We start from the raw sequence: 23,096 nt of genomic DNA on the forward strand, positions 1-23,096 counted from the left end.
GCGGCCGGCCGCGCGTTGGGCATGGGAGGCGGTGGCGGCGCTGTTGATGGCGACGGTGTTCGCCGTCGCGTTCTCGCAGGCCCGCTCGTTGGCGCCCGGGGTGCGTGACGCCCAGCAGGTGCTGGCCAGCAACGTTCGTTCGGCCGAATCGGTGACGGTGCGGCTTGTCGACAAACGCGACACCTGGACGAATCGCGTCGATGAGTTGCGCCGCCACCGGCTGGCCGATGACGCCGAGGGGCAGCGGGTGCTGGCCGGCCTCGACGCGCTGAGCCTGGCGGCCGCCAGCAGCCGGGTGACCGGCCCCGGGCTGACCGTCACCGTGACCGACCCGGGCGCTGCCGGACGCAACCTCTCCGATGCCTCCAAGCAGCGGGTGTCGGGCAGCCAACAGATCATCTTGGACCGCGACCTGCAGCTCGTCGTCAACTCGCTGTGGGCCAGTGGCGCCGAGGCGATCGCGATCGGTGATGTCCGGATCGGGCCCAATGTGACGATCCGGCAGGCCGGCGGCGCGATCCTGGTTGACAACAAGCCGATCAGCAGCCCGTACTCGGTGCGCGCCATCGGGTCACCGCGCGAGTTGCGCGACGCCTTCGAGCGGACCCCCGGGCTCTACCGGCTGCGCCTGCTGGAGGTGTCCTACGGGGTGGTGGTGCGCGTCGACAGCCGGACCGGCTCAGACCTGACCCTGCCGGCCGGTTCGGTGCGAGATGTCCGGTTCGCCAAACAGATCAGGCAGCCGTGACGCAAGCTTGCCTTGCCGGGTACGCGGCCGTCGGCGTCGTACCCGGGCGGAAATCCGGTTCGGGAGGCTGGAGTGGGTTCTAGATGATCGGTATCGCCGCGCTGGTCGCCGGCATCGTGCTGGGCCTGGTATTTCATCCCAGCGTTCCAGAGGTGGTTCAGCCCTATTTGCCGATCGCCGTGGTGGCGGCATTGGACGCCGTGTTCGGTGGGCTGCGCGCCTATCTGGAGCGGATCTTCGATGCGAAGGTGTTCGTCGTGTCGTTCGTGTTCAACGTCCTGGTCGCGGCGCTGATCGTCTACCTCGGCGACCAGTTGGGGGTCGGCACCCAGCTGTCCACCGCGATCATCGTGGTGCTGGGCATCCGCATCTTCGGCAACGCCGCGGCGCTGCGACGACGGCTGTTCGGGGCCTGACGCGTCATGGGGACGGATCCGGTGCCGCACGGTCGGCACGAACTACCCGACACCGCTGACGGCGCGCCGTCGCGGCGCGGCTTCGGAGGTATTCGCGGGGGCCGTTCCAGCCCGCTGTTCGGCGTACTGGCGATGTTGCTGTGCCTGCTGCTGGGGATCGCGATCGTCACCCAGGTCCGCCAGAACGACTCCACCGACGCCCTGGAGACGGCCCGGCCCGCCGACCTGTTGGTGCTGCTGGACTCGCTGCGACAGCGCGAAGCCGCGCTCAACACCGAGATCGCCGAGCTGCAGCAGACGCTCAACGCCCTGCAGGAGTCCGGCAGCAGCGATCGCGCCGCCATCGAGACCGCCCAGGCGCGGCTCTCCGCCCTGGCGATCATGGTCGGGACGGTCGGCGCCGTCGGGCCCGGGGTGGTGGTCACCGTCGACGACCCGGCGCGCGGCGTGGCGCCGGAGACCATGCTGGATGTCATCAACGAACTGCGAGCCGCCGGCGCCGAGGCGATGGAGGTCCGTGACGCCGCCAAAGCGGTGCGCATCGGGGTGGACTCCTGGGTAGCCGGAACGCCGGGAGAGCTGGAATTCGACGGGATCGCCTTGGTGCCACCGTATTCCGTACTGGCGATCGGCGATCCGCCTACCTTGGCGGCCGCGATGAACATTCCCGGTGGTGCGGTCGACAGCGTTAAACGGCTCGGTGGCGCCATGGCGGTGCAGCAGGCCGACCACGTCGAGGTGACCGTGTTGCGGCAACCGAAACCGCGCCAATACGCTCAGCCAGTCAAGTGAACCCGACAGCGCAAGGAGCACGATCACCGTGAGCTCGGAAAGCAATGTTCCGTCCGACCTGTATTACACCGCCGAGCACGAGTGGGTGCAGCGCACCGGAACCGACACCGTCCGGGTGGGCATCACCGACTTTGCGCAGGCGGCGCTGGGCGACGTGGTCTTCGTGCAACTGCCCGAGGTGGGCGCCGATGTGACCGCGGGGGAGAGCTTCGGCGAGGTGGAGTCGACCAAGTCCGTCTCGGACCTGTTCGGGCCGATCTCGGCGAAAGTGGTTGCCGTCAACGCGGACCTCGACGCCAGCCCGCAGCTGGTGAATTCCGATCCGTACGGCGCCGGCTGGTTGGTCGATCTTCAGGCCGCGGACGGCTTGGACGAGACCCTCGCGGGGCTGCTCACGCCCGACGCGTACCGCGCGACGCTGGCGGAATGAGTATTGCTAGCCTGCCTGCCGGGACGCGCCGGATATCGCGGCGGGTATTCCGCGACACGATCCCGCGGTGCGGGGCACATTATCGACCGCTGCGCGGTACGGTCGACTCAACAATCGTGGGTCCGGTGCCATGGATATCCGGCGGGTGCGACCAGGTAACACGACAGTGGCCAGTGAGGAGCAGCGGGTGACGGAGAAGGACCCAGGAAATGGGCAGGACCAGGCAGGCGACGAGGTCACGGTGGAAACCACATCGGTCTTCCGCGCCGACTTCCTGAGCGAACTCGACGCTCCCGCACAGGCGGGCGGTGAGAGCCTGACCTCGGGTGTCGAGGGGCTGCCCGCGGGTTCGGCGCTGCTGGTCGTCAAGCGCGGCCCCAACGCCGGGTCGCGTTTCCTGCTCGACCAACCGGTCACCGCCGCCGGCCGGCACCCCGACAGTGACATCTTCCTCGACGACGTCACGGTCAGCCGCCGTCACGCCGAGTTCCGCCTGGAAGGCAACGAGTTTCAGGTCGTCGACGTCGGCAGCCTCAACGGCACCTACGTCAACCGGGAGCCGGTCGATTCGGCGGTGCTGGTCAACGGCGACGAGGTACAGGTGGGCAAGTTCCGGCTGGTATTCCTGACCGGCCCGAAGACGGCTGAGACCGAGGGCGGGCCGGGGAGCTAAGTGAGCGCGCCTGACAGCCCCGAACCGGCCGGGATGTCGATCGGAGCGGTTCTGGATCTGCTTCGGCCGGAGTTTCCCGATGTCACGATCTCCAAGATTCGGTTCCTGGAGGCCGAGGGGCTGGTGACGCCGCAGCGCTCGGCGTCGGGCTACCGCCGGTTCAGCGCCTACGACTGCGCGCGTCTGCGGTTCGTGCTGACCGCGCAACGCGACCAGTACCTGCCGCTGAAAGTGATCAAGGCCAGGCTGGACGCCGAGCCGGACGGGGCGCTGCCGCTGGCCGAGTCGCCGTATACGGTGCCGCGGTTGGTGTCGGCCGCCGACGCCGCGCACAGCGGCACGGCGCTGCCCGTACCGCCCCGGCGGGTCAGGCTGAGCCGGGAGGACCTGCTGGAGCGCTCCGGGGTCGATGACATCCTGCTGACGGCACTGGTCAGAACGGGGGTGATCACGGCCGGGCCGGGCGGATTCTTCGACGAACACGCGGTCGTCATCGCGCAGTGCGCCCGCGGACTGGGCGACTACGGCGTCGAGCCACGGCACCTGCGGGCGTTCCGCTCAGCCGCCGACCGGCAGTCCGATCTGATCGCACAGATCGCCGGGCCGCTGGTCAAGGGTGGCAAGGCCGGCGCGCGCGACCGCGCCGACGACTTGGCGCGCGAGGTGGCCGCGCTGGCAATCGCGCTGCACACCGCGCTGCTCAAGTCGGCGGTACACGACGTTCTGCACGGCTGAGGACTAGACTCGCGTCGGCGGCTTGTTGTGCGACATGCGGTTGCCGGACCGGGGGTTTCGCAGCGAGTCGGACTGGGACACAGCGACTTGGGTTAAGCAATTGCGGAGGGCTGACTGGAGATGGGTGAAGTACGCGTGGTCGGCATTCGCGTCGAGCAACCGCAGAACCAGCCGGTGTTGTTGCTGCGCGAGGCCGACGGCGACCGATACCTCCCGATCTGGATCGGGCAGGCCGAAGCCGCCGCCATCGCGCTGGAGCAGCAGGGTGTGGAACCGGCCCGGCCGTTGACTCACGACTTGATCCGCGACCTGATCGCCGCACTGGGGCATTCGCTCAAGGAGGTCCGGATCGTCGACCTGCAGGAGGGCACGTTCTACGCCGACCTGATTTTCGACCGTGACATCACGGTCTCGGCGCGTCCGTCGGACTCGGTGGCGATCGCGCTGCGGGTGGGGGTGCCGATCTACGTCGAGGAGGCGGTGCTGGCCGAAGCGGGCCTGCTGATCCCCGACGAGACCGACGATGAGCCCTCCGGCGCGGTGCGCGAAGACGAGGTGGAGAAGTTCAAGGAGTTCCTCGATAGCGTGTCGCCCGACGATTTCAAAGCAACCTGACCCGGCGCGGCGGGCTCAGCCCCGTCACAGATCCGTCTCATCTGCGAGCGGTCCGACGACACGCCCATCGCCAAAGCAGGATGCGGAAATCACGGCCGCCATACTTGAGCCACGGCGGGAACCGCACGGTGGCTCGCCGGACAGCGTATGCTCACGACCAACTCGGGCAAGAGCAAACGCGGCCACCGGCCAGCCAGTGGCAACGAGCGCGATCGGCGAGAGGAAGCATCGTGGGCGAGCAACCGGGGCAGGAACAGCTGAACTTCGCGAGTCCCTCCGAATCGGGTTCGGATGGCGAAGTCGCAGCGACCGCTTCCGGCGTCGGCGAACCGGTGCAGCCCGGGCTGTTCCCCGATGACTCCGTGCCCGACGAACTGGTCGGCTACCGCGGGCCCAGCGCCTGCCAGATCGCCGGCATCACCTATCGCCAGTTGGACTATTGGGCCCGCACCTCACTGGTGGTGCCGTCTATTCGGGGCGCGGCCGGCTCCGGCAGTCAGCGGCTGTACTCGTTCAAAGACATCCTGGTGCTCAAGATCGTCAAGCGGTTGCTCGACACCGGCATCTCGCTGCACAACATCCGGGTCGCCGTCGACCATCTGCGGGAGCGCGGGGTACGGGATCTGGCCAACATCACGCTGTTCTCCGACGGCACCACCGTCTATGAGTGCACGTCGGCCGAGGAGGTCGTCGACCTGCTGCAGGGCGGCCAGGGCGTGTTCGGGATCGCGGTATCGGGCGCGATGCGGGAGCTGACCGGCGTCATCGCCGATTTCCCCGGCGAACGCGCCGACGGCGGCGAGTCGATCGCCGCGCCGGAGGATGAACTGGCCAGCCGCCGCAAGTTCCGCGACCGCAAGACCGGTTAGCGCCGGCCGGCCCGGCGCATTCGCATCGGCCGAGGGACGCTCGGTAGACTGGGCCGCGCATCAGCGTAGCGCGGGAGAGTCTCGGGGCAGCCAGTCTCGGGCGCCGAAGGAGCAATACCTCCCCGTCAACCTCTCAGGCACCAGGACCGCGCACGCATCGATGCCTCTGGAAAGCGGTGCTGCCCGGTTCGGGTCCACCCGCCCATGGGGAAAGGCGCCCGTGCCGGCGCCGAATCTCTCAGGCGCCCGGGACGGGCAGACGACAGAGGGGGAGGGACACCAGTCGTCTATCGCCGAGGGGGTCTACGTGGCCGAGCACACCGAATTCCGTTTTGTCGACCGGCACATCGGCCCGGACGACGCCGCCATCGCCACGATGCTGGACACCATCGGGGTCGGCTCGCTGGACGAACTGGCGGCCAAGGCGGTGCCCGCCGGCATCCTCGACCCGCTCGGCCCCGACGGTGTCGCACCCGGCCTGGAAGCCTTGCCGCCGGCCGCCGGCGAGATGCAGGCGCTGGCCGAACTGCGCGAACTGGCCGACGCCAGCACCGTGGCGGTGTCGATGATCGGGCAGGGCTACTACGACACGGTCACCCCGCCGGTGCTGCTGCGCAACATCATGCAGAACCCCGCCTGGTACACCGCCTACACGCCGTACCAGCCCGAGATCAGCCAGGGCCGGCTGGAGGCGCTGCTGAACTTCCAGACCATGATCGCCGACCTGACCGGCTGCGAGATCGCCAATTCGTCGATGCTCGACGAGGGCACCGCGGCAGCCGAGGCGATGACGCTGATGCAGCGCGCCGTGCGGGGGAAGGCCAACCGGCTGGTGGTCGACACCGACCTGTTCACCCAGACCGCGGCGGTGCTGGCAACCCGTGCCGAACCGCTGGGCATCGAGATCGTCACCGCCGACCTGCGCAACGGGTTGCCCGAGGGCGACTTCTTCGGCGTGATCACCCAGCTGCCGGGGGCATCCGGCCGGGTCACCGACTGGTCGGAGGTGATCGAGGCCGCCCACGAACGCGGTGCGATGGTGGCGGTCGGGGCAGACCTGTTGGCACTGACCCTGGTCACGCCGCCCGGCGAGATCGGCGCCGACGTGGCGTTCGGCAGCGCCCAGCGCTTCGGGGTGCCGATGGGCTTCGGCGGGCCCCACGCCGGTTACCTGGCGGTTCACAGCAAGCAGGCCCGGCAACTGCCGGGACGGCTGGTCGGGGTCTCGGTGGACGCCGACGGCTCGCCGGCCTACCGACTCGCGCTACAAACCCGCGAACAGCACATCCGACGCGACAAGGCGACATCGAACATCTGCACCGCCCAGGTGCTGTTGGCGGTGATGGCCGCGATGTATGCCTGCTACCACGGCGCCGAGGGCCTGACCGCCATCGCACGGCGGGTGCATGGCCAGGCCCAGAAGATCGCCGCTGCGCTCGGTGACGCGCTGGTGCACGACCGCTACTTCGACACCGTGCTGGCCCGCGTTCCCGGCCGCGCCGACGAGGTCATCGCGGCGGCCAAGGCCGACGGCATCAACCTGTGGCGCGTCGACGCCGACCACGTCGCGGTCGCCTGCGACGAGACCACCACCGACGCCCATGTGGCCACAGTGCTGGCGGCTTTCGACGTCGCCGATCCGGAGTTGTCGGGGCGCGAGCCGGTGTGCGCGCACGTCATCACCCGTACTTCGGAATTCCTGACGCACCCGGCTTTTCGGCGCTACCGGACCGAAACCGCCATGATGCGATACCTGCGCGAGCTGTCGGACAAGGACATCGCCTTGGACCGCAGCATGATTCCGCTGGGTTCGTGCACCATGAAGCTCAACGCCGCCGCGGAGATGGAGTCGATCACCTGGCCGGAGTTCGCCCACCAGCACCCCTTCGCGCCGCCCGCCGATGCTGCCGGGCTGCGCCGGCTCATCGCCCAGTTGGAGGAGTGGCTGGCCGGGATCACCGGGTACGACGCGGTTTCGCTGCAACCCAACGCCGGCTCGCAGGGCGAGTACGCGGGCCTGCTGGCCATCCACGCCTACCACGCCAGCCGTGGCGAGTCCCAGCGTGACGTCTGCCTGATCCCGTCCAGCGCGCACGGCACCAACGCCGCGTCGGCAGCGCTGGCCGGGATGCGGGTGGTGGTGGTCGCCTGCCGGGAGAACGGCGACGTCGACCTCGACGATCTGCGCGCAAAGATCGAGAAGCATGCCACGACGCTGTCGGCGCTGATGATCACCTACCCCTCCACCCACGGGGTCTACGAGCACGACATCGCCGAGATCTGCGCCGCCGTGCACGACGCGGGCGGCCAGGTCTACGTCGACGGCGCCAATCTCAACGCGCTGGTCGGACTGGCCCGCCCCGGGCGCTTCGGCGGTGACGTCAGCCACCTGAACCTGCACAAGACGTTCTGCATTCCGCACGGCGGCGGCGGCCCCGGCGTCGGGCCGGTGGCGGTGCGTTCGCACCTGGCCGCCTTCCTGCCCGGGCACCCGCTGGCCGATGAACTGCCCGGCGGTGCGCCGGTCTCGGCGGCTCCCTACGGTTCGGCCTCGATCCTGCCGATCACCTGGGCCTACATCCGGATGATGGGTGCGCAGGGCCTGCGATCGGCGTCGCTGACGGCGATCGCGTCGGCGAATTACATCGCCCGCCGCCTCGATGAGTACTTCCCGGTGCTCTACACCGGGGAGAACGGCATGGTCGCCCACGAATGCATCCTGGACCTGCGCGCGATCACCAAAGCGACCGGCGTGACTGTCGATGATGTCGCAAAACGATTGGCCGACTACGGATTCCATGCTCCGACGATGAGCTTCCCGGTGGCCGGCACGCTGATGGTGGAGCCCACCGAGAGCGAGAGCCTGGCCGAGGTGGACGCGTTCTGCGAGGCGATGATCGCCATCCGCGGCGAGATCGACCGGGTCGGCGCCGGCGAGTGGACCGCGGAGGACAATCCGTTGCGCGGCGCCCCGCACACCGCCGAATGCCTAATGGTCGACAAGTGGGAGCACCCCTACACCCGGGAGCAGGCCGCCTACCCGCTGGGACGTGACTTCCGGCCGAAGGTGTGGCCACCGGTGCGCCGGATCGACGGCGCCTTCGGCGACCGCAACCTGGTCTGCTCCTGCCCCCCGGTGGAAGCCTTCGCCTGAGCCAGGACCAACCTGGTTGCGGACCTTGCGCCGCGTTTGTGAACTTTAGGGCTGAAACTGGGCCCGGTAGTGTATCGAAATCGCCGCGCTGCTACATGCGTGGATGATAAAAAAGTAGGAAGTTCTCATTTAAACCCGAAATGAGGATTACGCTGATCTTACCTGGATGGTGATGCGAATCACAAAAGGAGGAGATCATGCAGCAGCTCGCGCTTCGTCCCTACCTCACCGCCGGCATCGCCGTGGCCGGTGCCGGCATCATCGCGATTGCGCCGGTCAGCCCCGTTGCACCGGCCTTGCCGGCAGCCGGCGCGCAGTTCCACGCCGTAGCGCTGACCGATGCCTGGTCCGACCTCTTCACCCACACCACGGCCAACCTGAACAACATCAGCGAGAACGCCGACTGGTCGGCCATCATCGCCGTCTTCGGCAAGCTGTTCACCGACCCGTTCGGCGTGATCTCCGCGTTCACCAGCATCACGCCGACCATCACCACCGATATCTCCGAGCTGCCGGCGTCGGTCTCGGTGCAGCTGCCGCCCGGACTCGAACTGGCGATCGCCAGTATGGGCGCGCAGGCACTGACCTCCCAAGCGATCAGCAATGCCGCGGCCGACATGGCCAACGGCGACTTCTCCACCCTGTTCACCGCACCGGCCACCATCGCCGACGCCTATCTCAACGGCGCCCAGAACGTCAGCCTGCTCGGGGGCATCATCAACATCCCGGTACTCAACGGCGTGCTCGCCCCGGTGCAGAACCTGGAGGTGAACCTCAACCTGGTCCAGTTGCTCAACGCCCTGGGGCTGGGCAACCTGGACCTGACCAACCTGGACCTGCAGAACCTGATCGATCAGCTCGGGCTGGGCAACCTGACCCTGGGCAGCCTGCTGTCTGAACTGGGCATCAGCGACGACGGGCTGGGCGACCTGCTCAACCTCGGCAGCGGGATCACCGACCTGGGCGGGCTGCTGGGCTTCCTGGGGCTCGGCAACCTCGGGTTGGGCAGCCTCGGCCTGACCGGCGTCTTGAGTGGACTGGGCCTGGACACCGGAGTCGACCTGAACGATCTGCCGCTCAGCAGCGTGCTGAGCGCATTCGGGATCGACCCGACGACGCTGCTGTCGCCGGCCAGCCTGCTGGCCCTGGTGGGGCTGGACCCGGCGAACGCGCTGTCGACGACCATGCTGAACAGCCTGCTCGGTACGTTGGGGCTCGACCCGGCCGGCGGGGTGTCGACGGACGTGGTGAACGGCCTGTTGAGTTCGCTGGGGCTGGACCCGGACGGTGTGATCTCGCCGGCGGTGCTGACCGATCTGCTGGACTCGCTGGGCCTGGATTCGGACAGCGCGCTGACGCCGGCCGTGATCAACAGTCTGCTCGGCGCGCTGGGGCTCGACCCGAGCACGTCAGTGTCGACGACGATGTTGAACGCGCTGCTCGGTTCGCTGGGGCTGGACCCGACCAGCACGGTCAGCCCGGATCTGCTGCTCAGCCTGATCGGCCTGGGTGCCGGCGATGCATTGCCCGGCGGGAGCGTGGTCAGTTTGCTGACGTCGGCTCTGGAGGGCGTGCTGACCGCGTTCGGCATTCCGTTGACCCCCCTGGTGACCGGGGCGGTCAACACACTCGTCGCCACCATCGGCTTACTCATACCTTCGACCGCCCCGAGCATCGGCGGCCTGCTCGACGGCCTGCTCAGTGCACTGGGCATCACGCCCACCAGCCTGGGCCTCGACGATCTGCTCGCTGGCCTGGGGCTGAACACCGCCGGCCTGACACTCGATGACCTGCTGGGCGCGCTGGGACTCTCCGGTGCCGGCACGACGATCGGTGACCTGCTCGGCGACCTGGGGTTGGACGGCAACGGCCTGACCGTCGGTGATCTGCTCGACGTTCTGGGTTCGACACCCGGGGGCCTGACGATCGGCGGCCTGCTCGGCGATCTGGGGTTGGACGGTAGCGGCCTGACGATCGGCGGCCTGCTCGGTGACCTGGGTCTGTCGTCGAACGACCTGACCCTCGGCGGCCTGCTCGGCGATCTGGGGATCGTGCCCGGTCAGGACCTGACCGTCGGCGGGGTGCTGGAGGCGCTGGGCTTCCCGGCCTCGACCGGCGACCTGTCGCTGAGCGAACTGCTGAGTGGATTGGGCCTGGGTGGCATCGACATCACCGGCCTGCTCAACGGCCTGGACCTGGGTGGCCTGATCAGCGGCCTGGGTCTCGACGACCTGCCGCTGAACCTGGGTGACCTGATTCCCCCGCTGGACCTGAACCTGACCGACCTGCTCGACAGCCTGGGCCTGGGCAACCTGGATCTGGCCGACATCAACGTCGGCTCGTTCGGGGGGATGGTCACCCTGCTGGTGGACGTCATCCCGCAGCAGATCCTCGACATGCTGGGTGCTTAGCGGCGCTCAGCCCAGCAGGGTGTTCAGCGTGCCGGCCAGTTCCGGGGTGTTCGCCCCGCGCAGGTTCTGGTACGTGCCACCGGACAGCTGGGCCACCGCCTGCCAGACCGCCCGGTCGGCGTCACCGAAGTCGATGACGTTGACGGCGACCGGGCGCTCAGGGTCGGTGTTGGCCCGGATGAAGTCCTGCAGTCCGGGGCCGTCCAGGGTCCGGTCGGTGTGCGGTCCCGCGGTGATGACCAGTACCGAGTTGCGCTGTCCGGGGTGGTAATTGGCCAACGCCTGGTTGTAGACCAGGCGCAGCGTGGTGAATGACACCGCACCGCCCGATGTCGAACTGAGCGCATCGAGTTCCCGGGTCAGCGTCTCCGCCCGCGTTCCGCCGTTCACCGGCTCATCCAGTGGGCCGGACGTGACCACGCTGTGGCCCTCCACACCGTCGAAGGTCCACAACCCCACGACGGCGCTCGGCTGCAGCGCCCTGATCCGTTGATCCAGGGCCGCGATCACATGTGCCAGCCGGGTTTTGCCGCCCTCGTCGGTCGTCATGGACTCGTCGAGCATAATCGTCACCGCCGAAGCGCCCGGCAGCGTGGTGAGCGCATTGGCAAGCGTGGCCCGCATCGCGTCGTCGCCTACCGACAGGGTGTCCGATACCGCCGGAAAGTCGGTGACCTCACTGCTCGGCGGGGCGACGCCCTCCACCCGGAATCCGGCCTTGGCCAGCTCCGCGAGCTGATCCGGCTTGCGGGCGAACCGCGCGAATTCGCTGGCGGCACTGACCTGTTCCTGCGAGAGCCACGAGCCGGCAAGCAGCACGGTGGGGTAATCGGCGACCGGCACCGGCCCCGGCGGCAACCAGGAACCGAGGGTGCTCGCCGGGTCCGACAGCGATTGCCCGCGGGTGAACAGTTGCTGCTCGGTGGTCACCACCGCGTGCACCGGTGCAGCCGCTGGATCGCCTTGGCGCAGCAGTACGTTCAGCGCCTCGGCGAGTGAGTTGTCGGCGAGGTGGGGTTGTGCGCCGGCCAGCCGGTGCACCGCCGGCGTCCCGTCGGTGGCAGGGGCGCCTTTCGGGGCGGTGCCGGATGCCACTGCCTCACCGGCCAGGAAAGCGGCATCGCCGTTGCCGCCGATCGGCAGCGCCAGCCGGAGTTGCCCCCAACCGGCGAGGCCGAGTCGGCCCAGGCCGTCGGGGTCGGTCTGCAGGTCCGGCAGACTCGCCCAACTCTGGTGCTGCAGGGCGGATTCGAGCTGGGGCCGGACCGCCAGCAGGACCGGAGAGGTGACCAGCGAACGGCTGTCACTGACGGTTTCCTGGCCGGCCGAGGCCTGCAGGCGGGCCGCCGAGATCGAACTGCCGGGAATCCACAGCGCCGGGCGCTGGCCGAGCTGTGCCGGCCAGTCGCCGATGAAACCACTGACCACGGCGTCGGAATCCACCGGCTTGACCTGCACCGACACGCAGCGGTCACCCACCGGTTTGGCGGTCTTGTTGAATCGGTCGGCGAAACCCTGCACGTGGTCGGCGATCGAGGGGTCCGCCACGACGGCGACCGTCAGATCGCCGTGGGCGCAGGTGCCGGCGGCGACGGCCGAGCGATGCGACAGCGAGTTGCCGAAGAAGCGCCACAGGATCACGGTGCCCACCACGACGATCACGGCAACCAGTGCGGCGATCACACCGACACTGACACCGCGGCGGCCCGCATCGTTGCGATGCCGTCGCCACCGGTCCAGCTCGCGGCGACCGCGGCGCGGTTGGTCGCGATCGGCCTCCCGGCCCGAGTAGGACCCGCTCGGCAAGGCCCCGGGCGAACCGAAAGGCCCGGTACGGTACCGGGTTTCTTCCTCGCTGCCGCTGCCACGCCGCATGTACTGGGCCGGGTCCGCGTGATAGCCCGCATCGCTGCCGATCGGCTCGTCGTAGAAGGCGTCCTGATAGTCGTCGACGTAGTCGTCGTCGTCCGGATCGCCGAAGCCGAACGGATCGGGCGCTCCGGCGTCCCAGTCAGGGTCGAGCGGCTCGTCATCGAAATCGTCGGGGCCGGGGAAACTGTGCCTACCCACGGTGGCTGCGTCCTCTCCGCCTGGTCAGCTCTCCGGCCACGGTCAATCCCACTCGAATCCGCGTAGCCGCTCAGCGGCCGGCGCGGGCTTTGAACTCGCGCCGGCGCCGGTGCAGGATCGGCTCGGTGTAGCCGTTGGGCTGAGTCGTTCCGGACAGGATCAGTTCACGGGCGGCCGCGAACGCGATGCTGTCGTCGAAATCCGGAGCCATCGGCAGGTAAGTCGGATCGCCCGCGTTCTGCCGGTCCACGGCGGGGGCCATCCGCTCCAGGCTGGACTGCACGTCGTCAGCGGTGATCACCCCGTGCCGCAGCCAGTTCGCCAGCAGCTGCGATGAGATCCGCAGTGTCGCACGGTCTTCCATCAGCGCCACATCGTGGATGTCGGGAACCTTTGAGCAGCCGACGCCCTGCGAGATCCACCGAACGACGTAGCCGAGAATCGACTGACAGTTGTTGTCGACCTCCTCGCGGATCTCGTCGGGGGCCCAGGCCAGCCCCTCGGAGAGCGGGATGGTCAGCAACTGATCGATTGTGGCGCGGCGTTTTCCGGCCAACTCCCGCTGCACCTCGAACACGTCCACCTGGTGGTAGTGCATCGCGTGCAGGGTGGCCGCGGTCGGCGACGGCACCCACGCGGTACTGGCGCCGGCGCGTGGGTGCGCGATCTTCTGCTCGACCATGTCGGCCATCAGGTCGGTCATCGCCCACATCCCCTTGCCGATCTGGGCGTGGCCGGTCAATCCGGTGGCCAGGCCTGCGTCGACGTTGTTGTCCTCGTAGGCCAGGATCCACGGCTGCGACTTCATGGCGGCCTTGCGCACCATCGGCCCGGCCTCCATCGAGGTGTGGATCTCGTCGCCGGTGCGGTCCAGGAAGCCGGTGTTGATGAACACCACCCGGTCGACGGCCGCCTTGATGCAGGCCCGCAGGTTGACCGTGGTGCGGCGTTCCTCGTCCATGATGCCGATCTTGAGGGTCGCCTGCGGCAGGCCGAGGACGTCTTCGACCCGACTGAACAATTCGGCGGTGAACGCCACCTCGTCGGGCCCGTGCATCTTCGGTTTGACGATGTAGATCGACCCGGTGCGGCTGTTGAGCAGCGGGCCGTTGTCGTCGGAGGCAGTCAACCCGTGCATCGCGATCAGCCCGGTGAACAGCGCGTCCTGGATGCCCTCGAACACCTCACGGCCGTCGGTGCCCTCGGCGCCCTCGGCGCCGAAGACGATGGCGTCGTTGGTCATCAGGTGACCGACGTTGCGGACGAACATCAGGCTGCGGCCGGGCAGGGTAAGGGTTCCGCCGTCGGGCGCGGTGAACTCGCGGTCGCCGGACAGTGTCCGGGTGAACGTCTTCCCGTCCTTGCTGACCTCTTCGGCCAGATCCCCGCGATTGAGCCCCAGCCAGTTGCGGTAGCCGAGCACCTTGTCCTCGGCGTCGACCGCGGCAACCGAGTCCTCGAAGTCCATGATCGTGGTGACCGCCGACTCGAGCACCACGTCCTTGATGCCGGCGGCATCGGTCGCCCCGATCGGCGAGTCCGGGTCGATCAGGATCTCGATGTGCAGGCCGTGGTGGACCAACAGCACCGATGACGGCGCCTCGGCGTCCCCGAGGTAACCGACGAACTCCGCCGGCGCGGCCACGGTGGTCTCCAGACCGTCGGCCAGCTTGATCACCAGCCGGCCGTCGTTCACCGCGAAGCTCTTGACCTCGGACCACGCGCCGTTGGCCAGCGGCACGGACTCGTCGAGGAACTTGCGGGCATAGCCGATCACCTTGTCGCCGCGCACCGGGTTGTAGCCGCTGTCCGCTCCCGCGGGCGTCTTCGTTGCGCCGTCGTCCTCGCTGATCACGTCGGTGCCGTACAGCGCGTCATACAACGAGCCCCAGCGGGCGTTGGCGGCGTTGAGCGCGAACCGGGCGTTGAGCACCGGCACCACCAGCTGCGGGCCGGCCTGCACGGCGATCTCGTCGTCGACGTCGGCGGTGGTGACGGTGAAGTCCTCCGGCTCGGGCAGCAGGTAGCCGATGTCGATGAGGAAGGCCCGGTAGGCCTCGGTGTCCAACGGCTCGATGACCCGGTGCCGGTGCCACTTGTCGATCTGTGCCTGCAGCTCGTCACGACGCGCCAGCAGCTCCTGGTTCTTCGGCGTCAGATCGGTGACGACCTTGTCCACGCCCGCCCAGAAGCTGTCCGGGTCCAGACCGGTCCCCGGCAGCGCCTCATCGGTGATGAAGTCGTAGAGCGCACGCGCCACCCGCAGACCGCCAACCGGCACCCGATCCGTCATGGTTTCCTCCCTCATAGCCAATCCCTCACCTTACCGGCCGAAAGCACCGCTATCCGCATCCGGCGATTGCCGACAACCGCTCGCACCGTTCGAGCAGAGCGGCGCGCAGCGGTGCGGCCCGCTGCGAGATCTCGGTCTGGCAACGGACGTATTCTGCACGGCCGACCGGGTTTTCGATGCAGATCGGCTCGTACCCGTAGCCGCTCAGGTCATACGGGCTCGCTTGCATGTCGATCTCCCGCGCGGCGGCGGCCAATTGCAGGCAGTCCAGCAGCAACTCCGACTCGATCAACGGGCCCAACTTGTAGCACCACTTGTAAAGGTCCATGTTGGCGTGCAGGCAACCAGGCTGCTCCCAATCGGTTTGGGTGGCCCGCCGCGGCGTCCCGTCGTTGCGTGGCGCCGCCGCCGGGGTGAAGAAGCGAAATGCGTCGAAATGGGTGCAACGCAACGGTATTGACTCGACTACCCGTTCCACTTCGGGTGTACTGAGCCGCAATGGGACGTGACCGTGCCGGACGGTTTGCCCTACCGGACTGCGATACACCATCGCCCACTCGTGCAGCCCGAAACAGTTCAGCCGGGCCGGGCGGGCGGCGGTGGCCCGCAGCAGCCGTGCGACGAACGTCACGGTGTCGGCCCGCGCACGCAGGAAGTCCTCGCCGACACCGACCCGGCCGCCCGTGACGCTGTATCCCCGCCGGTTGCGGTACTCGCGCAGCGCCGCCGCACCGGCCAAGGCAACGCCGAAACCGGGATGCCAGCCGCGCAGCTGTCGGGGCCGCAGGCTGTAGTAGCTGAACAGGAACTTCGGCACCGGGTCGCCGGCGGCGACCTGGCGCAACAGCGGTGCCAGAAAGGTGTCCAGGCGCCGCCGGTAGGCCTGCGCCCGCGCCTGCCAGTGCTCGGTTCTCAGAGCCGATTCGGCCAGGTCAAACATGTTGCGTTCCGTCACGGACGGTTCCCACGACGTCCTGGACGAGGTCCTCGAGGGCCACCATGGCCACCACAGCGCCATCGGTGGCGACCACGAGGGCCAGATGGCTCTTGGTCCGCCGCAGCCGGGTCAACGCGTCGGCCAGCGGCAGCGACGCGGGAACGCGGGGCAGCGGCCGTACCACGCCGATATCGACTACGGCGGCTGCGCCGTCGCCGCCGGCGGCCGCCGCGGCGCTCTCACTGATCGGCAGCAGGTCCTTGATATGCAGGTAGCCGACGTATTGGCCCTGGTCGACGACGGGGAACCGGGAATAACCGGTCTGCGCGAGCGCCTTGTCGACGGCCGCCACGGTGGGGCCGCGCCCGGGCGCTGCGGCCGGGACGGCGCGGATGTCGCCGACCGGGAGCGCCACGTCGGCGACGGTCCGGTTGCGGATCTGCAGGGCGCGGGTCAACCGGGTGTACTCCTCGAGGTCGAGCAGTCCTGCCGAGACCGATTCGGCGATCATCTCGCTGAGCTCGACGGTGGACACCGTGATCTCCAGCTCGTCTTTCGGCTGCACCCGCACGGCGCGCAGCGTGACGTTGGCGCACCAGTTGTAGAAGACGATGAACGGCCGGGCGGCCGCCATGTAGACCAAATACGGCGGGATCAGCAGCATCGCCGCCGTCTCCGGGCCTGCCAGGGCGATGTTCTTGGGCACCATCTCGCCGAACAGCACATGCAGCGTCACCACGATCGTCAACGCGACGATGAACGCCACGGTGTGCAGCAGCGCGTCGGGGATGCCCACCAGCCGGAACACCGGCTCGAGCAGGTCGGCGACGGCAGGCTCACCGATGCGACCGAGCAGAATCGAGCACACCGTGACGCCCAGTTGCGCCCCGGCCAGCATTAGCGACAGCTGCTCGCCGGCCCGGATCACCGTGACCGCGCTCTGCCTGCCCTGTTCGGCCAGCGCCTCGAGCCGGTCGCGTCGCGCCGATATCAGCGAGAACTCGGCGCCGACGAAGAAGGCGTTCGCCGCGACCAGCAGCACGGTCAACACGACGTTGAACAAATCAGCCATCGCCCGCCCCCAGTTGGGTGAGCACCAGCAGGTCGATGCGGCGGCCGTCCATCCGGACGACCCGGGCAAGCCAGCGCGGCGGGATCGCGGACAGCTGGTCGGGATCGAACGCGGTCAGTTCGACGGTCTCGCCCGCCGCCGGAATGTGGCCGAGCTCTTGGAGCACCAGCCCGCCGATGGTCTCGTAGGAGCCCTCCGGGGCGCGGTAGCCGGTGGCCTTGGCGACCTCGTCGATGCGCAGCAGCCCCGACACCTGCCAGCCGCCGCCGGCCGCCACCACGTCAGGCGTGGCGTCGTCGTGCTCGTCGCGGACGTCGCCGACGATCTCCTCGATCAGATCCTCCATCGTGACCATTCCTGCGGTGCCGCCGTATTCGTCGACGACCAGGGCAGCCTGCAGGCCGTTGGCCTGAATCTGCTCCATCACCGCGTCGCCGTCGAGGGTGGACGGCACCACCGCCGCGGGCTCGGCGACGGTGGTGACCGGGGTGGTCGCCCGATCGGCGGCCGCCACCGCGAACACCTGTTTGACGTGGACGATGCCGACGGGGGCGTCCAGGTCACCGGCCACCACCGGAAACCGGGAGAAGCCGGTGTCGATGGCCGCGGCGGCCAGGTCGGCGACAGTGTCGCCGGCCTGCAGGCTGACGATCTTCGAACGCGGCGTCATCAGCTCCGCGGCGGTCAGGGCGCCGAACCGTAGCGAGCCCTCGACCAGCGTGGCGGTATTGGGATCCAGCGCGCCGCTGCGCGCCGAGTTGCGCACCAGCGAAGCCAGCTCGCGCGGGGACCGGGCCGAGGTCAACCGGTCGGCAGGCTCGATGCCGAGCCGCTTGAGAATCAGGTTCGCCGTCCCATTGGTCGCCTTGATCGCGAGGGTGAACAGCCGGGAGAACAGCAGCTGCGGCCCGGCCGTCGCCCGGGCGGTCTGCAGTGGGCGCGCCACGGCGAGATTCTTGGGCACCAGTTCGCCGAAGACCATCGACAGCGAGGTGGCGATCACCAGGGCCAGCGCCAGCGCCACCCCGGCGGCGGCCGGCTCGGACAGGCCGAGAGCGGCCAGCGGGGGGCGCAGCCACCGGGCGAGCACCGGCTCGGCCAGATACCCGGTGGCCAGCGTGGTGATCGAAATACCCAACTGGGCCCCGGAGAGCTGAAAGGACAACGTGCGGTGAGCTTCTTGGATGTAGGCGTCGCGACGGCCGCCGCGACGGGCGTTGGCCTGCACCGCGCTGCGTTCCAGGGTGGTCAGGGAGAACTCGGCGGCGACGAATATCGCGGTCCCCAGCGTGAGGATCACGAACGCCAGCACGCTGCCCAGAGTCAAGGCGATGGTCATGAGCGTCTACGGGTCGCCGCCGGTGGCCTCACCAGCCGAACGGTAGCGGATGGCCCTCGGCGAAGCCCGCGGCCGACTGCACCCCGAGCACCGCGCGCTCATGCAACTCGGCCAGGTCCGAGGCGCCGACGTAGGTGCAGGTGCTGCGAAGGCCCGACGTGATGTGGTCCAGCAGATCCTCGACTCCGCCGCGATCCGGGTCCAGCATCATCCTCGACGTCGAAATACCTTCCTGGAAGAGTGCTTTGCGGGCACGGTCGAACGCGCTGTCGCCGGCCGTGCGCGCGGCCACCGCCCGCTTGGACGCCATGCCGTAGCTTTCCTTGTACGGCTTGTCGTCGCGGTCGAACATCAGGTCGCCGGGCGACTCATAGGTGCCAGCGAACCACGAGCCGATCATCACATTCGACGCCCCGGCGGCAACGGCCAGCGCCACGTCGCGGGGATGACGCACCCCGCCGTCGGCCCAGACGTGGGCGCCGAGTTCGTGCGCTGCGGCCGCACACTCCAGTACGGCCGAGAACTGCGGGCGGCCCACCCCGGTCATCATCCGGGTGGTGCACATCGCGCCGGGGCCGACGCCGACCTTGACGATGTCCGCCCCGGCGCCGATCAAGTCCCGGGTGCCCGCCGCGGACACCACGTTGCCGGCGACCAGCGGAACCCCCGGCGTCAGCGCGGCCACCGAGCGGATCGCCTGTATCGCCTTCTCCTGATGGCCGTGCGCGGTGTCGATGACCAGCACATCCACCCCGGCTGCCAACAACGCGGCGGCCCGGGTCGTCACCTCGCCGGTGATGCCGACCGCGGCGCCGATCCGCAACCGGCCGGCCGCATCGGTGGCGGGGGTGTAGATGCCGGCCCGGATCGCACCGGTGCGGGTCAGGACGCCGGCCAGCGTGCCGTCGGAGTTGGTCAGCACCGCGACCGGGACCGGCGCATGCTCCAGCAGGTCGAAGACCTTGCGGGGTTCGGTGCCAATCGGAACGCTGAGCAGGTCGGACATCGCGACGTCACGGACTCGGCTGAAGCGGTCCACCCCTTCGCAGCACGCCTTGGTCACCAGGCCGGTCGGCCGACCGTCGACGATGACCACGGCCGCGCCGTGGGCACGTTTGGGAATCAGCGCCATCGCGGCGGAGACCGAGTCGTCGGGGGAGAGCACGACGGGGGTGTCGGCCACCAGGTCGCGACTTTTCACGAACGCCACGGTCTGGCTTACGGCGTCGATCGGCAGGTCCTGGGGCAGCACCACGATGCCGCCGCGCCGGGACACCGTCTCGGCCATTCGCCGGCCCGCCACGGCCGTCATGTTGGCGACCACCACCGGGATGGTGGCACCCGAACCGTCGCGCGTGGACAGATCCACGTCGAGTCGGGACTCGACCGCCGAGCGGTTGGGGACGATGAAGACATCGTCGTAGGTCAGGTCGTAGCCCGGTTCGTATCCGCCGGCGAATCTCATCGGGCGCCCGACATCGGGCCGTTGGGTTCCGACGAGCCCATCAATTTCCTCCACTGGTTCTGGGCCGGGTACGGGCGGGCGTCGGACGCCGGCCCGGCCGCGCCGGGGGCACCGTTTCGGCCCGGCAGCCACGCTACCGGGCGCCGGTCGGCGGAACCACTCGTGACCGACGGCCCGCGGATGAAAAATTGATCTTCCTCACAGCCACGTCGTCAGGTAAACTCATCTCGTCGTTTAGGGGAACAGAGATGACAGTTAGCTGCGAGCGGCGGGGCACGGCTATTCGGACCCCGATTGCGACCGCTGCTCACCCGCGGCCCACCCGGCCGGGCGACGGTGCCGACCGCGGCTGCCGGATCGATGCACCGGCGGCGTGGCGGGGATGTCACCTCGAAGGCTACCTGGAGCGCAAACTGCATCGGCAGTGGCGCAATCGTGGATCCTAGCCGCCGCGGTGACTTGACGGCGTCCGCGATATCCATCGTCGTGTGCCCATTGTTATCTTGTACCGCAAGGTGAATCGGATGGCCTGGCTGCTGCCGTCGAGGTAGGTCCGGCGTCGACCGGGGCGCGCCCAGGGGTGCCGTCCCACGGTCGGCCCGATGGGGCGAACATCGCCGACAGGTGGTGCGGGCGAGCACCGGAGGCCGGCACGGCAGTTCGGCGCCGATGCTCTCCACGAAGCGCCGGACGGGCCGGTCACTGCCGGACGCCGCGGCATTGACCGCACTTGTCTGGCAATTAGCTGGCAAGAATTCAATAGCGCAGTCAGATTCTTAGAGCCGAATAAGCTGCGGAATATTCAAACGGCAACTCCGCAGCCGATCCGGACGACACTTTCGCACCCCAAAAGAGGTACGCACCATGCAGGTCAGCCCGCTTTTGTCCCTCACCGCCGGCGCCGCCCTGGCCGGCGGTATCGCCGCCGCGCCGGTCGCTGCACCGCCGGCGACATCGACCGCAGCCAACCGCGACGTTGAACTCACCGCGCAAGATGTCGTCATCGATTTCGTGCGGCATGCGCAGATGACACCGCCGTACGATCTGCTGCTGACCCCCTCCCCGGATCATCCGGGGGCTCCGCTCAGTGACCTCGGCCACGAGCAGGCGAACGACGTCGGGCAGCAGCTGTTCAACGAACTCGGTCCGGTCGCCGGCATCTTCTCCGGGCAGGGCCTGCGGGTGCAGGAGACCGCGGTGCCGTTCGCCGAGCTGGAGGGCGCCGGCGGCACCCCCGCCGACATCCGGCTACTGCCCGGGCTCGACGAGGTGGACAGCGGCGTCTATGCGCTTGATCCGATTGAGAGCCTTGGCGGTCGGCTGGCTTTCCTGACCGTGGGCGCCTGGACATTCGGAGCGCCGCTGGGGTTGGCGCTGCTGCAGGGGCCAGGCTCGCACGACGTCAACGGGATCGTGCTCGACGATCGATTCGGCGACGCCGTTCAGACGATGTACGACCATGCGCTGAACAGCGGGGTGGTCAGCGCTAACGGCCAGCTCACCGATGTGGCCTTCAGCAGCACCGCGTCCGTCTTCGCCTGGGTGATGCAGAACGTCGACAACCCCGATCTGCCGTTCTTCCTGAACCTGCTCCAAGAGTCACACAGTGTCCCAAACGGCCAGACGACCATATTCCTGCCCAACGCCGCCGTCGTCGAAGTCGAGGGCAATCCCACCGACGGCTGGACCCTGGTCAGCTGGGACGGGCACGCCATCCCCGCCGACCCGGGGCTGCTGACCGCCCTGTTCGTCGACGTCCGAGACGTGATGCTGCCGGTCCAGGAGTCGTTGTGGGCTGTGCACCAGGCCATTCTCGGCTCCGATCCCGAGGCGATCATGACCGCGGTCCAGACCGGTTTCGAGCAGGTCAGCGCGGCGTTGAGCCAGTTCCCCGGCGCGGTCTTCAGCGACATCGCCGACGCCCTCGGAAACCTCGGCTAGGAGGTAGCTGTCATGCAGGCAGTCTCGATCGGTCCGGTAGCCGCAGCGGCTGCCCTCGTCGGCGCGGGCGTCATTGCCGCGACACCGCCGGTGCACGCCGATCTCGCAGCCCCCGCGGTCACTCTCACCAGCGCGGAGGCCCAAGATGGCGCCGTGCACGATGTCGTCATCGACATCGTCCGGCACGGGCAGCGGATGCCACCGTTCAACGACGTCATCACACCGTCTCCTGATCATCCGGGCCCGCCGCTCAGCGATCTCGGGATACAGCAGGCCCGCGACGTGGCCGACAAACTGCACCAGGAACTCGGTGACCACGTCGCCGGGATCTTCTCCGGGCAGGCGATCCGCGACATCGACACCGCTGCGCCGTTCGCCGCGCTGCAGAACATGACGACGCAGATCTTGCCCGGACTCAACGAGATCGACAGCGGGATCTATGCCGGCCAGCCGATCGCGAGCCTGGCGGGCTTCCTATACCAATTCACCCCGATGCTCTGGACGTTGTTCGGATTGGTGCTGATGCCGATCCCGGGCTCGGTCGAGGACCCCAATGGGGTGGTGATGGACCAGAAGTTCACTGAGGCCGTGGCGGCGATGTACAGCGCCGCGATGGCCAACCCGGTCGAAAGCGACAACGGCGCCATCACCGCCGTGGCGTTCAACAACGAGGCCGACATCGCCGCGTGGGTGGCGCTCAACGTCAACAACCCCGACATCTCACTGCTGCTGCCGTTGACGCTGCAGACCATGTTCGCCAACGACGACGGATCCCCACTGTTGCCCAACACCGGCATCGTGCAGATCGAGGGCAACCCCACCGACGGCTGGACACTGGTCAGCTGGAACGGAATCCCCGTACCGGAAGACCCGGGACTGCTGACCTCGCTGCTCATGGATCTGCGCGAGGTGGTCATGGCTCCGCAGGTCGCGGTGTGGAACCTTTACCAGGCGCTGCTCGACGGCGATCCGGCCGGCATCAGCACCGCGCTGCAGACCGGCCTGCAGGACGTGGCCACGACGTTCCTCGGTTTCCCGCAAGCCGTCTTCACCGACATCACTGACGCGCTGACGAATCTCGGTGAGGCAGCCGGTGCCGGGTCCGCGCTGGACGATCTGCTGGCGCTAATCTGAGC

At 68.5% G+C, this 23,096-nt stretch carries 18 protein-coding genes and 1 riboswitch; of the genes, 12 read left to right on the plus strand and 6 right to left on the minus strand.

All coding sequences use genetic code 11. From position 1 onward, the window contains the following. The 10 genes from DQP56_RS11165 to DQP56_RS11210 all read left to right on the plus strand — a co-directional run. A partial coding sequence (locus DQP56_RS11165) for a DUF881 domain-containing protein (RefSeq protein ID WP_205868853.1) occupies positions 1-748 on the plus strand: 748 nt, incomplete at its 5' end. Positions 749-831: 83 nt separating this feature from the next. Further along, entirely contained in the window at positions 832-1,164 is a 333-nt protein-coding gene (locus DQP56_RS11170; RefSeq protein ID WP_064855409.1) for a small basic family protein, read from the plus strand. A 6-nt stretch (positions 1,165-1,170) separates the two neighbouring features. Continuing rightward, positions 1,171-1,956: a DUF881 domain-containing protein gene (locus DQP56_RS11175; RefSeq protein WP_205868854.1), complete on the plus strand. Its 786-nt coding sequence runs from the start codon at positions 1,171-1,173 to the stop codon at positions 1,954-1,956. A gap of 28 nt (positions 1,957-1,984) precedes the next feature. Next, positions 1,985-2,386 carry a glycine cleavage system protein GcvH gene (gene gcvH, locus DQP56_RS11180; protein WP_013828853.1) on the plus strand — a complete coding sequence of 134 codons (402 nt, stop codon included), beginning with the start codon at positions 1,985-1,987 and terminating at the stop codon, positions 2,384-2,386. A 187-nt stretch (positions 2,387-2,573) separates the two neighbouring features. Beyond that, the gene (gene garA, locus DQP56_RS11185; RefSeq protein WP_112685439.1) at positions 2,574-3,059 is read left to right on the plus strand and encodes a glycogen accumulation regulator GarA; all 486 of its coding nucleotides are present in this window, start codon (positions 2,574-2,576) and stop codon (positions 3,057-3,059) included. After that, the gene (ftsR, locus tag DQP56_RS11190; RefSeq protein WP_112685397.1) at positions 3,060-3,794 is read left to right on the plus strand and encodes a transcriptional regulator FtsR; all 735 of its coding nucleotides are present in this window, start codon (positions 3,060-3,062) and stop codon (positions 3,792-3,794) included. It abuts the gene before it with no gap. A gap of 120 nt (positions 3,795-3,914) precedes the next feature. After that, complete coding sequence (locus tag DQP56_RS11195; RefSeq protein ID WP_013828856.1) at positions 3,915-4,409, plus strand: bifunctional nuclease family protein; 495 nt, start codon at positions 3,915-3,917, stop codon at positions 4,407-4,409. A 230-nt stretch (positions 4,410-4,639) separates the two neighbouring features. After that, positions 4,640-5,278, plus strand: a complete 639-nt coding sequence (locus DQP56_RS11200) for a MerR family transcriptional regulator (RefSeq protein ID WP_112685399.1) — start codon at positions 4,640-4,642, stop codon at positions 5,276-5,278. 61 nt (positions 5,279-5,339) lie between these two features. Beyond that, positions 5,340-5,437: riboswitch (glycine riboswitch) on the plus strand. A 148-nt stretch (positions 5,438-5,585) separates the two neighbouring features. Then, positions 5,586-8,432, plus strand: coding sequence for an aminomethyl-transferring glycine dehydrogenase (gene gcvP, locus DQP56_RS11205; protein WP_112685401.1), 2,847 nt, complete (start codon positions 5,586-5,588; stop codon positions 8,430-8,432). Between the two features lie 197 nt (positions 8,433-8,629). Next, positions 8,630-10,843 (plus strand): hypothetical protein, encoded by a 2,214-nt coding sequence (locus DQP56_RS11210; RefSeq protein WP_112685403.1) that lies wholly within the window; start codon positions 8,630-8,632, stop codon positions 10,841-10,843. 6 nt (positions 10,844-10,849) lie between these two features. Here the strand turns inward: DQP56_RS11210 and DQP56_RS11215 are convergent, their stop codons facing one another. The 6 genes from DQP56_RS11215 to DQP56_RS11240 form a co-directional block, all read right to left on the minus strand. After that, positions 10,850-12,913 carry a substrate-binding domain-containing protein gene (locus DQP56_RS11215; RefSeq protein ID WP_112685405.1) on the minus strand — a complete coding sequence of 688 codons (2,064 nt, stop codon included), beginning with the start codon at positions 12,911-12,913 and terminating at the stop codon, positions 10,850-10,852. Between the two features lie 70 nt (positions 12,914-12,983). Further along, positions 12,984-15,206 (minus strand): malate synthase G, encoded by a 2,223-nt coding sequence (locus DQP56_RS11220; protein WP_112685407.1) that lies wholly within the window; start codon positions 15,204-15,206, stop codon positions 12,984-12,986. 49 nt (positions 15,207-15,255) lie between these two features. Continuing rightward, entirely contained in the window at positions 15,256-16,146 is an 891-nt protein-coding gene (locus tag DQP56_RS11225; protein ID WP_112685441.1) for a 3-methyladenine DNA glycosylase, read from the minus strand. After that, on the minus strand, positions 16,139-17,215 hold the full coding sequence (locus DQP56_RS11230; protein ID WP_112685409.1) for a hemolysin family protein: 1,077 nt from the start codon (positions 17,213-17,215) through the stop codon (positions 16,139-16,141). The genes DQP56_RS11225 and DQP56_RS11230 overlap by 8 nt, the downstream gene beginning before the upstream one ends. Continuing rightward, positions 17,208-18,554, minus strand: coding sequence for a hemolysin family protein (locus DQP56_RS11235; RefSeq protein WP_112685411.1), 1,347 nt, complete (start codon positions 18,552-18,554; stop codon positions 17,208-17,210). The genes DQP56_RS11230 and DQP56_RS11235 overlap by 8 nt, the downstream gene beginning before the upstream one ends. 28 nt (positions 18,555-18,582) lie before the next feature. After that, positions 18,583-20,019 carry a GuaB1 family IMP dehydrogenase-related protein gene (locus DQP56_RS11240; protein ID WP_112685413.1) on the minus strand — a complete coding sequence of 479 codons (1,437 nt, stop codon included), beginning with the start codon at positions 20,017-20,019 and terminating at the stop codon, positions 18,583-18,585. 864 nt (positions 20,020-20,883) lie between these two features. Here DQP56_RS11240 and DQP56_RS11245 point away from each other — a divergent pair. Then, entirely contained in the window at positions 20,884-21,960 is a 1,077-nt protein-coding gene (locus tag DQP56_RS11245; RefSeq protein WP_234825617.1) for a phosphoglycerate mutase family protein, read from the plus strand. Between the two features lie 12 nt (positions 21,961-21,972). After that, entirely contained in the window at positions 21,973-23,094 is a 1,122-nt protein-coding gene (locus tag DQP56_RS11250) for a histidine phosphatase family protein (protein ID WP_112685415.1), read from the plus strand. The last annotated feature ends 2 nt before the right edge of the window (positions 23,095-23,096 follow it).

It is taken from the genome of Mycolicibacter senuensis, assembly GCF_003284925.1.
In the GTDB taxonomy this organism is placed as follows: domain Bacteria; phylum Actinomycetota; class Actinomycetes; order Mycobacteriales; family Mycobacteriaceae; genus Mycobacterium; species Mycobacterium algericum_A.